Below are 11,853 nucleotides of genomic sequence, written 5' to 3'. Positions count from 1 at the left end.
GCGACCTACGGACAGCTCTGGCCCTGCCACGCCGGGTCGGTGATGCCGTTCACCGAGGGCGGAGCCGGTATCCGAACCGCGGGTTCCATGGCCCCATCTGCAGCCACCAGCCCGAACTCGTCGATGTCCCCCGTCCCAACCTCGGTCACCACCACATCGCCGCAGGGGGAGTAATCCGCGTTCTCGACATCGACCCCGTCCTCGGTATCGAGGCGGCTGACCTCGAAGGTGTTCAGGTCGGCGCGCCACAGCTCGGTCACTCCGGTGTCGGAGGGGGTGTGGCTGAACAGCAGCGTTGCTCCGTCTCCCGGCTGGAACGCCGGGTGGTACGCCCGGCCCTCGGGCGCTCCCGTCAACGGAGCAGGATTCGATCCGTCGGGTGAGGCGATCCAGATCCGCGGCCCGTCATCGTCGGTCAGTTGGAAGGCGATGAGGCTCTCATCCGGCTGCCAGGTCGGTCGTTGGGCCAGCACCTGATCCCGCTCTCCCTCCAACTCCTGGACCAAGCCGATCGGCTGCGGCGTGCCGCCGGGCTCGAGCAAGGCCAGGTCGCGGTCGTCTCCCTCAACCGGGACGCTGACCAACAGGCGGGTGCCATCGGGCGACCAGGCCGGGTCGGAGTGTCGGCCGTTGTTCGTCAGCGTTGCGATGGTGATGGCGTCATCCCCGCCCGACAGATCGGCCAACTGCAGGCCGACCTCGGAGGAGAACACCAACGACTGCGTCCCTGGTCGCCAGGCCGGCTGGGCCGGGTTCTCGTACGCTCCCTCGGTGATGTTGATGGCCGCCGTCCCGTCGACGTGGCTGACCCAGATGTCGCCGCCGCCGACGAAGGCGATCCGACCCTGGTCAGCGAGCGACGTGGGCTCGGGCGGCGAGGTGGCCGATGCGACGACCGGGGTCGCGGTTGCCTCGACCGAGGTGGCAACTGGCTCGACGGAGGGACTCGGCCCAGACGAGGTCGCCGGTGCCGCTGCGGCAACCGGCGAGGGGGCTGGCGTCGGCTCATCAGCGGTCTGGCGGAGGGCGAGGGCGGCCAGCACGCCGGCGATCACCACCGCCGAGGCAACCAGCGCCAAGACCCTCCGTCGTGCCGGGTCACGAGGGCGATGGGTGCCCTCAGCCGGCAGCTCTCCGGCGGTGTAGGAAGCCACCGGTGGAGCGATCGGCGGACCCGAGAGTGGGGCTGGCGGCGGCACCATCGACGGCGGCCGGGCACGCTCCTCGGTCCGGGCCGCCGAAATGTCCGACGCCGGGGGTGACGACTCCTCGGTCGAGTGTGCTGGCGGTACGCCCGGACCATCCGACGCTTCGACGATCTCCTTGTCGGGTGGGAGCTCCGGTGGGAGGTTCTGCGGCAGCGGTGGAGTCGGCTCCATCACGGGGAAGACCACCGTGGAGTCGGGTGCGTTCAGCCCCGCGGCCACTGCGTCGACGAACTGTCCGGCACTGTCGTATCGAGCATCCGGGTCCTTGTCCAGAGCCCGCCGGAAGACGGCGTCCAGCATGGCGTGCGCGCCGAACCCGGGACTCTCGGAGAACACGGGCGGGGGCGTGTGGAGATGGGCCGACAGCAGGGACAGCGGTTCGTCGTTCTCGGGCTTGAAGGGTGGCGCGCCGGTCAAGCACTCCCACAGCACACACGCCAACGAGTACTGGTCGCTGGCCGGGACGGCTCCGCCCTGGATCTGCTCCGGCGACATGTACAGCAGGGTTCCGACGAAGCTGCCGGTCTGGGTGACCGATACCTCGCCGGAGGACTTGATCAGCCCGAAGTCCGTCAGGTAGACGTGCGGCGGCATCAGGGCCGCCTCGTCCTCACCGCTCCCCCACTGCTCCAGCAGGATGTTCGCCGGCTTGACGTCGCGATGGGCGAAGCCCTGGCTCGCGGCCGCGTCGAGGGCATCGGCGACGGCACGGCAGATGCCGAGGGCCGTTCCGGGTGGCAACCGACCGCCGCGGCTGGCCAGCACCTCTTCCAGGTCGGGACCGTCGACGAAGTCCATGACCAGGTACGGACGGCCATCGTGCTCACCGGCGTCGAAGACGGTGATGATGTTCGGATGCTGGACAGAGGCCGCGCCCCGTCCCTCCCGGGTGAATCGCTGGCGGAACACCGTCTGGTCGGCGTGCCGCGGGTTCAGCATCTTCACCGCGACCGTGCGGCCCAACACCATGTGCTCGGCCTCGTAGACCACGCCGACAGCCCCACGCCCGGCAACCCGCCGGACACGGTAGTTGCCGAGAAGAGTCCCGGCTGGCAGCGCGTCCATGGAATAGGTGTAACCAGCAACGCCAAGCGCGTCCACTCACCACACCAAGTCGTCATCGGACCGTAGGCACGGCCAAAGACCAGTGGAGGCGGGGGGAGTCGAACCCCCGTCCGAATGTCTCGTCCCCGAGAGCGCTACGAGCGTAGAACCAAGATGATTGTCGGGCGGGGGCATCCTTGGCTCAGACCTGCCGTCCGCCGTACCTCACGATTAGGTGTCCCGCCGAACCCATGAGAGACGGTCCGGCGGTTGAGCCTGGTTGCGTTGCCCGGTCCCTTGCCTCAGGCGGTGGCTCGGGCGGACAGGAGCTTAGTTAAGCTGCCAGTGCGAAGTTATCTTCAGCACATATGTGTTGTAGAGCGGTTTAACGAGGCAGCCCTACATCCTCGGCTCGCTCTCTCGCGGTCGATCGACACCCGTCGAAACCAGTCGCCCCCGAGAGGGGAGTTGTGCGTGAACGCGCTGTGGAGTTGTCAAGCCCACCTCGTCCTGTCAACTGACGAGGAGGAGCCTCTCACCGTACCAGCGCCCGTGGGACGGGGCAGTTTCTCAGGGCCAGATCCGGGTCGGGTCCGGGGATTCGCCGGAGGTGCGGGCGATCCCGTGCTCCTAGCGTCACACCATGCGAACCATCCTCTCCCTCGTTGCCTCGGCCACGGCACTCGTTGCAGTGAGTGAACTGCTGTACTACCCGATCGACGCTGTCAGCCCGGCCCTGATCGCCTTCTACGCCCTTCCCACGGCGTGCTTCCTCTGGACACTGCGCCACTATCAGGTCGACAGCTTGCCGGGGGTCGCGTTGGCCGGCGCTGTGTTCGGCTTCGCGGTGGAGGGGCTGCTGGTGCCGGTCCTGTACGAGGCGCCCGTGTTCACCGTCTCCTACACCTCGCTGGCGTGGCACATGCTCATGTCGATCATGGTCTGCTGGTGGGTGATCGGTCGGCGCCTGCGGGACGGGTCGGCCGCAGGCCTGGCGGGATGGCTGATCGGGCTGGGCGTGTTCCTCGGAGCCTGGTGGCCGACGTGGTGGCTGGCCGACGGGCCGGAGCAGATCGACTGGTCGACGCTGCAGCTCGGGGTCGCCATCTCGGTGGGCACGGCTGTGCTGGCCGCCGGCCATGCCGTGTTGGCCGTCCTACCCGTGCCCACGTCCTCGCCTTCGCGGCGGCACAGCGTCGTGCTCGGGGTGGCAGCGCTCTTCTCGTTCGTCACGATCGCGGTTCAGGCGCCGATCGCCATCGGCCTCCTTCCGGCGCTCATGGGCCTGTGCCACTGGGGACTGACTCGGCTTCGGGGGGAGGGTCTGGCCCTGCTCAGCGTGCAGCAGCCGGTTCGCTGGGCTCGGTTCGGCCTGTTCGTGCTGGTGCCACTGGCTGCCGGCCTGACCTACGGCTTGATCGAGCTGGTCAGTGATCCGGCAACCGTCGGGGACCTCACCCAGGCGCTGCTGGGTGGTGGCGGCTGGCTCGCGGGCTATCTGGTCTTCGCCTGGGCGCTGGTCCGCGCTGCTCAGTCCGCCAGATCGAGTGGGCTCCGCAGTGACAGACCTTGGAATCGTGAGAAGTCCCGGTCCAGCGTGACGAGGTGATCCACACCATGGGAAATGCAGATGGCGGCTATGCGGGCGTCGTGGATCCGCGGGCCGCTCACGTCCGCTGCCATGGCCAAGTCGACGAGCCGCCTCAGGTGGTCGCGACCCTCCCCCAGCAGACGCAACGTCGGCGAGCCGACCCAAGCGTCCAGTTGGTCGGCCGCCTGAGATGGGGATGACGGCGGGTCGTAGATCCTCGCATGGGTCACCGTCGAGTAGAACTCGTGGATGCACGGCCACGGTATGGCCCATCGGCCTTCGCCCTCGGCCAGGCGTTTCACCACGGCAGCCGACTGCGCATGAAGTGGCGAGTCTGACCGGTGTGCGTAGACCAGCACGTTGGTATCGACGGCGATCACGTGTCGTAGATCAGGGCCAGTCGCTCATCGTGCGACAACGAATGCCATTCCCTCGCTCCCCGACCTCCGACAGAGGCATCCGGGAGAGTGAAGTCGTGACCAGCCCCGTCCGGTCGAAGTACCTGCACGAGACCCTCCTCGATGAGTGCCTTGAAGGTGACACCCCGCCTGGCGGCCTCCAGCTTCGCTTCGGCGAACAGCGCGTCGGGGATCTCAACCGTGGTCTTCACAGCGCCTACGATACTGCAACCCATAAATATGGGCAGCGAGGTGACACCTCATTCTGCAACACCCGAGGGTGGTCGTGCGTCTGCACCTCACATGGCCACATCTCCCGGACCCCGCCCGACCTCATTGCGTTCTGTGAGGAGGTACACCCCCGACTGGTCGGCGCCCTCGGGCTGTTCTGCGGCGATCATGACCTCGCCGAAGATCTCGCGCAAGACGCTGTGGTGGAGTTGTGTCGACGCTGGGACGCCGTCCGGGAGATGCGCCGTCCCGACCGGTGGCTGTTCACCGTCGCCTTCAATCGAGCCCGCTCCCATCATCGACGTAACGCGGTCGGGCGGGCGGCCCGGCGGCTGCTGACGTCCTCAAACTCCCAGGTCTGTCCGGCACCGGATCGGTCCGACTCAGTGGACCCCCAGCGTGCACTCCAACGTCTGGCACCGATTGACCGGCGGATCGTGATCATGCGACATCACCTCGGCTTCGCCTCCGTCGAGATCGCCGATGAACTCGGCATCGCCCCAGGCACCGTTCGTAGCCGCCTCTCCCGCGCTACCGCACGACTGCGGCCACGCCTTGTCGAGACCCGGTCCGACGTCCCGGTCAACGGCGACCGGCAGGCGACTTCCACACCACCCCAACTAGGCGGTAGCACCACCGCGAACAGCGCCAGCGAGCCCGCCGCCGGCATCACTGGGCGCAAGGCGTTGGAAGACGAAGGAGCAGACCGATGAACACCAACAAGGACGACCTCAGTCGTCGACTCCACCTGGCGGCTCCGAGCCCGTCGCGACCCCTGGAGCTGGATGCGGCCTGGGAGCGGTCGCGTCGGCGAGGCGTGCCGCCCGCGGCTCCGCTGGTCCTGGTCGCGACGCTACTCACCGTGGGTCTGGCAACATTGCTGCTCAGTCGCGGACCTGGCCAGATCGCCGAACCACTGGACATGCGGTCCGGCTCGGCAGCGGCCGATCCGGACGGGCCGCTGTACGTGCTCGATCGCGCCGCCGACGCGGACGATGTGCCGCCTCCCGAGGCGTCCCAGTCCTGGGCAGCGGCATTGCTGCCAGAGGAGCCCGACATGCGTCTGGCCACCTCGGTTGAGGGTCTGTCCTTCTACGTAACTCGGGACGCATCCGACGCGATCTGTCTCCTTGTCACCGGCGTGGCAGACGGGTTGACGGGGGCCTGCGCCACGGAGGCTGTCTTCGAGTTGCGTGGCCACCTCCCGTTGGAGTTGGTTGACGGCGACTACGACCCCGCCCCGGACGTGTGGGCGGCCATCGTCCCGAATGGTGTCGCCAGCGTCGAGATCGGGGACACAAGCGCGCGCGTCCAGGACAATGTGGCGGTTGTCCTCCGTCCGCCCGGCGATTCGCTTGCGGCAAGGATGACCGGCTCCCTAGAGCCATTCCAGGTAGCGATAGCTGCTTCGATTGATCCGGACGACAATGGTGAGAGCCGGCAGATGCCGACGGCTCAGGACGTTGACGACCCCGTCATGCGGGCGGATGCGAATGGGTGCGTGGATAAGTCAGCGCCAATCGGCTACGTGGACGAAGCTCTACGGGCGACTGGCATAGCGGTGTGGTGGCGCTCGCCCTCTGGCTTCAGCCGCTCGGCGGCGCCATTTGGTGTCTTGAGCAGTCTGTCGCAGGCCTCGCCAGATGACGCTGACTTCATACAAGAGCCACAACTGATCCCGCGGGCCAGCCAGCGACTTGACGATTCTCGACCAGCGTGCAGTCAGTTGGCAGCCAGCCCGAGCGCCGGACTGGACTCGGCAGAGGGAGTGGCCCTTGCGTGGCTCGCCGCCTACGACGCTGGTGACGCGGACAGATTGGTGGCCCTGACGGCCGGTGGGGTGATGCCTGGCTTCTCCGTGGACGCCTTCACCGACCGCTTCGGGATCCCAACGATCGAGGACGGCACTTCAACGGTCGAGTCCATCATGGGCCCTGTCGAGTCCGCCACGACCGAACCCCTCACCCTAGTCACGCTGACGACAGCTGAGCGTCGTGTGGAGATCGCTGTCATCGGTGGTCAGGCAACAGGGGGCTGGTCTGTCGCCGACGCCACCACCCTGTCGTAGGAGTAGGCGGAGTCGGTGGATCAAACGACGTGCTCCTCTGCCGGCTCGATCCCGACGCCTCGCAAGATCGAGGCGACGATCTCGGCCTTCCGCGCCGTGTAGCGGGCACGGTCCTCGCCATGGGCCTCGGCCGCTGCATTCTTGACGTGCTCGTAGGCCCGCCTGGCCTGGATGTCCGCCTGAAGGGCATCACGAAAGCCGACCAGCCGCTCAAGATGTGGATCGCCCGCGTGGAGAATCTGGAGGTGGGTGTGCCGGCGGTCGTCCACGACCCGGATCAGGAGACGGACCGGGAGTGGGTGCAGCCTGTCGGGAACCAGCACCCAGTCCGGTCCGAGAGCCGCTGCCATCCACTCCGCGGCCGCATCCCGCTGCGCACTGGCGACCGCGAAGTCGAGGACTGGCTTGGCACGTAGTCCTGGCACGGCAGTGGAGCCGATGTGCTCGACCGGCCCGTCGGCCATGTCGCCGAGCAGATGGGTGAGTCGCGCGGCCTCAGCGCCGCCCGCCCGGAGCCAGCGAGCGTCGGGCTCGGCGAGCGTGATGGGTGCCGTCAGCCAGTCGGGCCACGTCGTCGGCGAGTCCCAGTCGACGTCCATGACCTGCGAGTCTCCGCACCTCCGGCCGGACGTCAATCGCGGTCCTGGCTCAGACGCCCAGCGCGCGGATGACCAGCTCGGCGGCCGCAGTCCCGGAGTTCTGCTGCTGACCCGTGATCAGGTTGCCGTCCTGCACGGCGAACGACGCGAACGGCTTGTTGACGATGAAGTTCGTGCTCTCCATGGCGGCCGCGCGGTCCTCGATGCGAAACGGCTGGATCTGCTGCCCGGCGGCCTGATCGGCGTACTGCTCCTCGCTGTTGGCAAAGCCAGTCCAGGTCTTGCCGGCCACGATCAGCTCGCCGCTCGAGTCAGTGGCTTCGAGCAGTGCACACGTCGCGTGGCAGATCACCGCGGTCGGCTTTCCTGACTCGTAGAAGGTGCGAAGGGTCTCGGCTATCACAGCAGAGCCCATGAAGGTGTACATCGGGCCCTGCCCTCCGATGAAGAGCACCCCGTCGAAGGTCGACACGTCGAGGTCGCCGAGCGCCGGCGTGTCCTCCAACAACTGCGCGTGTCGCGGACTGTGCTTGAAGCCGAGGGAGAGGAAATCATGGGCGCTGTACCCGGACTCGTCTTCCGGGTCGGAGTAGGCGTCGGCCTGGAGGCTCCCGCCATCGGGGCTGGCGATCACGATGTCGTACCCAACCTCCGCGAAGGCCCAGTACGGGTGCACCAGCTCGGCCCACCAGAAGCCGATGGGCCACCCGGTCTGGTCCGAGACCGCCGGGTTCGAGGCAACCAGCAGAACCCGCTTTCGTCCGTCGTCTTCTCCACCTGATCCAGCCATCACACACTCCCGTGGGTCGTATCGTTACACTACTGTTGCGTAATACTAGCGATAGACTGTGAAGATGCAGCACAGATCTCACGCAGGCCGGCCCCGTGACAGCTCGATCGACGTGGCGGTCCTGCAGGCCGCTCAGGATCAGTTGGCACAACGTGGCTACGACGCGTTCTCGGTCGCCGCCGTTGCCGAGGCCGCCGGGACGAGCCGCCAGGCCGTCTACCGACGATGGTCGGGAAAGGCGGACCTCGCCACCGCGGCCATCGCCAGCATGTCCCGAGCAGCGGACCGGCCTGACACCGAGGACCCCCACGCGGACCTGATCGCTGAACTCGCCGCCTTCGCGGACGGTGTGACCCGCCCCGGCGGCGTCGCCCTGGTCGGGGCGATGCTGCAGTTGGAGGGCGGGGAGTTGCTCGACCTCTACCGCAGTCGGATCGTCACCCCACGACGTGATCGGCTACGGCACATCCTCGGCCGTGCTGTCGAGCTGGGCCTGCTCGACGCCTCCGGTGACCTGGAGCACGCCGCCGCGACGTGCACGGGGTCCCTGTACGGCCAGCGGCTGGCGGGGACACCGGTCGACGAGCACTGGCCGACCCGCACGGCCACCTTGATCTGGCGGGGCCTCGGGGGGTCCGTCTGACGACGAGCGGCTCGCCTCCCCAGTCGACGTCAGCGCGACGCCACGTACATGAGGTCCATGGGGTTGCCTTTGAGCTGATGCGCAGCGACGTCCTGGAAACCCGCACGTGCGAGCGCGTCCTGCACCGCCTCGCGGCCCCACATGGCCCCCAGGCCCTCCCCGCCTTGAGCCAGCGACACCGACATGCAGTGCGCCAGCGAGACGCCGTACATCATCGGGGCCCACGGGAGCTCGGACCGTTCGGCAAGGGTTGGTGGCGCACCCGAGTCGATCATCACGAACCGTCCGTCATCGGCCAGCACTGCCCGGGTGGCTGTCAGGGCCGCGAAGGGCTCCGCCAGGTCGTGGATGACGTCCAACGCAACGATCACGTCCCAGGGGCCGGATGGGGGCTCGGTGGCCGAGCCGACCACGAAGCTCGCGTTGGCCAGGCCCGCCTCGGCTGCCGCGGCCCCGGCCGCGTGAATCGCTGCCTCGGAGATGTCGAGCCCGACCACGGTCGAGGCGGGGAATGCCCTCGCGATGAGCCGGGACGCATGGCCTCGTCCACAGCCGAGCTCGAGCACCCGCGCCCCCTCGGTGAGTCGAGCGGTCAGCTCATCGACCTGCCCGAGGTAGCTGTCGATGAGCAGGGCGTCGTACCGGTTCCGGGTCAGCGCGTCCACGGTGATGTCCGGATCCAGTACTCGGTCCGCATACCCGATCCCGCCGCCGGTCCGAAAGGTCTCCGCCTGAGCCTCGAGCGTGGCAGCCGACGTGGTGGCCATGGCCACCATCGGGCTGATGTTGTACGGCGTGGGGAGCGTCAGCGCAGCCGCATGTGCAGTCGGCAAGTGGAAGCGGACCTCAGCCCCGCTCTCGTCGGCCTCCAGGACCCCCGCCGTCGTGAGCAGGCCGGCCCACTCCGTCAGGTGCCGCTGGTGGGTGCCGGTCGCCACAGCCAACTCCGCGACGGTCATCCAGGTGTTGGTGAGGGGCTCGAGCAGTCCCAACAGCTGGCCAAGCCTGAGGGCGTTCACCGTCATCGCCGATGAGAGGTGGCCGACCAGCGACCGGGCGAAATCACCAGCCTCGCGGCGGTCCTTCGCCTGGACCGGGGAGACGTCCACGTCACGACCCATCGGCGGTGACCCTACTCGCTCAGCAGCGCGTCGAGCCGGTCACCGACCCACTCCACGAGGGAGGTCTGCACCTGCGCCGAGATGATCAGGTACGCGACGTACAAGACCGCCAGGATCACCCCGATGCGGCGAACCCAGCGGAGCGCCTTCGTGCCGTACTCGGTGATGAGCGGCTCCAGCTGGCTGCGGAGGTCGCTGGCCTGCTTCGTCAGCTGGTTCGTCGCCCGCTCGAGCTCACCGCGAGTCGACCGCTTCAGGTCGTTGACCATCGCCTTGGCGTCGTTCTTGGTGAACGGGGCATCCCCCGACGAGGCACCGGACGACTGGCGTCGGGCCTCCGTCTTCAGGCCCGATCGCAGACCCGTCGCCGTCGCCATCCCCAGCGCACCCGAGGACGAGCCGCCGCGCGACCCCTGTTCCGACGTCGACCGTTCAGTGCCCGCCCCCGGCATGTGGTCCAGCGAGAGCGTCGCCGGACCGACGCGACGGTGATCCGTCCAGTCCGTTCCATCCCACCAGCGCAGGCGTGCCGGCTGGCTGGGGTCGGGGTACCAGCCGGGCGCCGGCGCGTCGGCGCGGGTGACGACCCGCGACCGTCCTGCAACGCCGGCCATCAGTGGTCGACCGGGGGTCGCAGTCCATCGACGCGCTCATCGGCGTCAGGCACGGGCAGGCCTTCCTTGGGCCGCACCTCCTCCGTATCGCCGTCCCGCACCATCTCCGTCATGGCTTTGACGGTCCCGAGCAGCCCCTGGAACTCGGCCGGGATCACCAGTTTGGTCGCGCGACCATCGCCGATTCGCTCCAGCGCGGAGAGGTACTCAACGGTCAGGACTGCCTGGTCGGCCCCGGCCTCGCGGATCCCCGTCAGTCGGGCTTGGGCACCCTCGCCCTCACCTTCGCCGAGGCGCTGCAGACGAAGCTTGTCAGCATCAGCCCGCAACTCGATCGCGCGCGCCTCACCCTCGGCATCCAGGACCGCCGCCTCCTTGCGACCTTCGGCGGCCAGGACGGAGGCCTCCTTCTCACCGTTGGCCCGGGCGATGGCGGCCTCGCGGTACCCATTCGCCTCGGTGACCGTCGCGCGTCGGTCACGCTCAGCGCGCATCTGGGCGTGCATGGCCTCCACCACCTCCGACGGCGGGTCGATCCGCTGGATCTCAACCCGGACCACCCGGACGCCCCACTTGTCGGTTGCCTCGTCCAACACCTCTCGCAGCCGGGTGTTGATCCGGTCCCGCGACGTCAACGCCTTGTCCAACTCGAGGTCGCCGACCAGGTTTCGCAGGTTGGTCTGGGCCAGCTTGGTGATGGCGGTCAGGAAGTCGGCGACGTTGTAGACCAACCGCTTGGGGTCGGTGGCCTCGTAGTAGACGACCGCATCGACGGACACGACGACGTTGTCCTCGGTGATCACCTCCTGCGGGGGGACGTCGACGACCTGTTCCCGCATGTCGATCAACTCGATGGTGTCGACGAACGGGATGATGACGTTGAAGCCCGGATCCCTGGTGGCCTTGTAGCGACCGAAGCGTTCGACCAGCCCACGTTGGTAGGGTCGGACGATCTTGACGGCTCGGGTGGCCACCAGGATCAGGATTAGGGCGAGAACGCCGAGAACGATGAATGGCATCACTGACCTCCATCTTCAGGTGATTGGTGTTGTGGTTCGTGGGGCGAGGTGATCGGGACCGACTGCTCGTCGAGCGGAGAGACCACCACGTGGATGCCCTCGATGGCGACGACCCGAACGGCTGCCCCTTCGGTGACCACGCCAGGGGCGCCCGCTGCGAGGCGGGCTCGCCAGGTCTCCTCGCCGACCCGGATCGTGCCCGGTTCCTCTGGACGGATCGCGGCGACAACTCGGCCGTCAACCCCGATCAGCCGACGGCCTCCGACGCCGGGCGGGAGGTTGTCCTCGATCATCAGGGTGCGCCAGCGCCACAGCAGCACGATGAGGCCGAGGGCAACGCCCGCGGCCACCGCGAACTGGAGGGTGGTCGTGAGGCCGACGCCGGCCCCCACGGACCCGAACAGGGCTCCGAGCGCGATGGCCGGGAGCAGCGGCTGATCCACCGGGGTCTGTCCGCGTCGGACCGCGACTCCGCCAGCGATCAGGGCTGTCAGCCCCCAGAGCACGACCGCCAGCCACTGGATCAT

At 68.1% G+C, this 11,853-nt stretch carries 14 protein-coding genes and 1 other RNA gene; 4 read left to right on the top strand and 11 right to left on the bottom strand.

The window, feature by feature from the left end; translation table 11 throughout:
- Window positions 1-5: 5 nt before the first annotated feature.
- Together C1746_RS10800 and ssrA are read right to left on the bottom strand one after the other, a co-directional pair.
- Window positions 6-2,273 (bottom strand): protein kinase domain-containing protein, encoded by a 2,268-nt coding sequence (locus C1746_RS10800; RefSeq protein ID WP_116714597.1) that lies wholly within the window; start codon window positions 2,271-2,273, stop codon window positions 6-8.
- A gap of 80 nt (window positions 2,274-2,353) precedes the next feature.
- Window positions 2,354-2,710, bottom strand: a transfer-messenger RNA (tmRNA) gene (gene ssrA / locus C1746_RS10795).
- 185 nt (window positions 2,711-2,895) lie between these two features.
- Here ssrA and C1746_RS10790 point away from each other — a divergent pair.
- The gene (locus tag C1746_RS10790) at window positions 2,896-3,861 is read left to right on the top strand and encodes a hypothetical protein (RefSeq protein ID WP_116714596.1); all 966 of its coding nucleotides are present in this window, start codon (window positions 2,896-2,898) and stop codon (window positions 3,859-3,861) included.
- Here C1746_RS10790 and C1746_RS23215 read toward each other — a convergent pair.
- The 3 genes from C1746_RS23215 to C1746_RS22965 form a co-directional block, all read right to left on the bottom strand.
- Window positions 3,783-4,202: a type II toxin-antitoxin system VapC family toxin gene (locus tag C1746_RS23215; protein WP_414627970.1), complete on the bottom strand. Its 420-nt coding sequence runs from the start codon at window positions 4,200-4,202 to the stop codon at window positions 3,783-3,785. The genes C1746_RS10790 and C1746_RS23215 overlap by 79 nt on opposite strands.
- Before the next feature lie 17 nt (window positions 4,203-4,219).
- Window positions 4,220-4,453 (bottom strand): DUF2191 domain-containing protein, encoded by a 234-nt coding sequence (locus C1746_RS22030; protein WP_162867627.1) that lies wholly within the window; start codon window positions 4,451-4,453, stop codon window positions 4,220-4,222.
- Window positions 4,454-4,540: 87 nt separating this feature from the next.
- On the bottom strand, window positions 4,541-4,666 hold the full coding sequence (locus C1746_RS22965; RefSeq protein WP_276309966.1) for a hypothetical protein: 126 nt from the start codon (window positions 4,664-4,666) through the stop codon (window positions 4,541-4,543).
- Here C1746_RS22965 and C1746_RS23210 point away from each other — a divergent pair.
- Both C1746_RS23210 and C1746_RS10775 read left to right on the top strand, forming a co-directional pair.
- A complete protein-coding gene (locus tag C1746_RS23210; RefSeq protein WP_414627969.1) occupies window positions 4,607-5,185 on the top strand; it encodes an RNA polymerase sigma factor in 579 nt (192 codons plus the stop codon). The genes C1746_RS22965 and C1746_RS23210 overlap by 60 nt on opposite strands.
- Window positions 5,182-6,540 carry a hypothetical protein gene (locus tag C1746_RS10775; RefSeq protein ID WP_116714593.1) on the top strand — a complete coding sequence of 453 codons (1,359 nt, stop codon included), beginning with the start codon at window positions 5,182-5,184 and terminating at the stop codon, window positions 6,538-6,540. Before C1746_RS23210 ends, C1746_RS10775 begins: the two co-directional genes overlap by 4 nt.
- A 20-nt stretch (window positions 6,541-6,560) precedes the next feature.
- Here the strand turns inward: C1746_RS10775 and C1746_RS10770 are convergent, their stop codons facing one another.
- The gene (locus tag C1746_RS10770; protein WP_116714592.1) at window positions 6,561-7,139 is read right to left on the bottom strand and encodes a GrpB family protein; all 579 of its coding nucleotides are present in this window, start codon (window positions 7,137-7,139) and stop codon (window positions 6,561-6,563) included.
- 49 nt (window positions 7,140-7,188) lie between these two features.
- Window positions 7,189-7,929: a type 1 glutamine amidotransferase domain-containing protein gene (locus C1746_RS10765; RefSeq protein ID WP_116714591.1), complete on the bottom strand. Its 741-nt coding sequence runs from the start codon at window positions 7,927-7,929 to the stop codon at window positions 7,189-7,191.
- Window positions 7,930-7,993: 64 nt separating this feature from the next.
- On the opposite strand from C1746_RS10765, the gene C1746_RS10760 reads away from it, so the two are divergent.
- Window positions 7,994-8,572: a TetR/AcrR family transcriptional regulator gene (locus C1746_RS10760; protein ID WP_116715671.1), complete on the top strand. Its 579-nt coding sequence runs from the start codon at window positions 7,994-7,996 to the stop codon at window positions 8,570-8,572.
- Between the two features lie 29 nt (window positions 8,573-8,601).
- Here the strand turns inward: C1746_RS10760 and C1746_RS10755 are convergent, their stop codons facing one another.
- From C1746_RS10755 to C1746_RS10740, 4 genes are read right to left on the bottom strand one after another with little or no spacing between them, the layout of a single operon-like run.
- Window positions 8,602-9,693: a class I SAM-dependent methyltransferase gene (locus C1746_RS10755; RefSeq protein ID WP_116714590.1), complete on the bottom strand. Its 1,092-nt coding sequence runs from the start codon at window positions 9,691-9,693 to the stop codon at window positions 8,602-8,604.
- An 11-nt stretch (window positions 9,694-9,704) separates the two neighbouring features.
- Window positions 9,705-10,307, bottom strand: coding sequence for a DUF2510 domain-containing protein (locus C1746_RS10750; protein WP_116714589.1), 603 nt, complete (start codon window positions 10,305-10,307; stop codon window positions 9,705-9,707).
- A complete protein-coding gene (locus C1746_RS10745; protein ID WP_116714588.1) occupies window positions 10,307-11,326 on the bottom strand; it encodes an SPFH domain-containing protein in 1,020 nt (339 codons plus the stop codon). The genes C1746_RS10750 and C1746_RS10745 overlap by 1 nt, the downstream gene beginning before the upstream one ends.
- The gene (locus tag C1746_RS10740; protein WP_116714587.1) at window positions 11,326-11,853 is read right to left on the bottom strand and encodes an NfeD family protein; all 528 of its coding nucleotides are present in this window, start codon (window positions 11,851-11,853) and stop codon (window positions 11,326-11,328) included. The genes C1746_RS10745 and C1746_RS10740 overlap by 1 nt, the downstream gene beginning before the upstream one ends.

The sequence above is a fragment of the Euzebya tangerina genome, from assembly GCF_003074135.1.
Taxonomy (GTDB): Bacteria; Actinomycetota; Nitriliruptoria; order Euzebyales; family Euzebyaceae; genus Euzebya; species Euzebya tangerina.
The sequence above is the reverse complement of the archived record's forward strand: the minus strand, read 5'-3'. Positions and strand labels throughout refer to the sequence as shown.

Coding starts and splice junctions, on each gene's coding strand:
- C1746_RS10800 (WP_116714597.1), bottom strand. CDS start 2,273: ATGGACGCGCTGCCAGCCGGGACTCTTCTCGGCAACTACCGTGTCCGG.
- C1746_RS10740 (WP_116714587.1), bottom strand. CDS start 11,853: ATGATCCAGTGGCTGGCGGTCGTGCTCTGGGGGCTGACAGCCCTGATC.
- C1746_RS10750 (WP_116714589.1), bottom strand. CDS start 10,307: ATGGCCGGCGTTGCAGGACGGTCGCGGGTCGTCACCCGCGCCGACGCG.
- C1746_RS10770 (WP_116714592.1), bottom strand. CDS start 7,139: ATGGACGTCGACTGGGACTCGCCGACGACGTGGCCCGACTGGCTGACG.
- C1746_RS10745 (WP_116714588.1), bottom strand. CDS start 11,326: ATGCCATTCATCGTTCTCGGCGTTCTCGCCCTAATCCTGATCCTGGTG.
- C1746_RS10755 (WP_116714590.1), bottom strand. CDS start 9,693: ATGGGTCGTGACGTGGACGTCTCCCCGGTCCAGGCGAAGGACCGCCGC.
- C1746_RS10760 (WP_116715671.1), top strand. CDS start 7,994: ATGCAGCACAGATCTCACGCAGGCCGGCCCCGTGACAGCTCGATCGAC.
- C1746_RS10790 (WP_116714596.1), top strand. CDS start 2,896: ATGCGAACCATCCTCTCCCTCGTTGCCTCGGCCACGGCACTCGTTGCA.
- C1746_RS10775 (WP_116714593.1), top strand. CDS start 5,182: ATGAACACCAACAAGGACGACCTCAGTCGTCGACTCCACCTGGCGGCT.
- C1746_RS10765 (WP_116714591.1), bottom strand. CDS start 7,929: ATGGCTGGATCAGGTGGAGAAGACGACGGACGAAAGCGGGTTCTGCTG.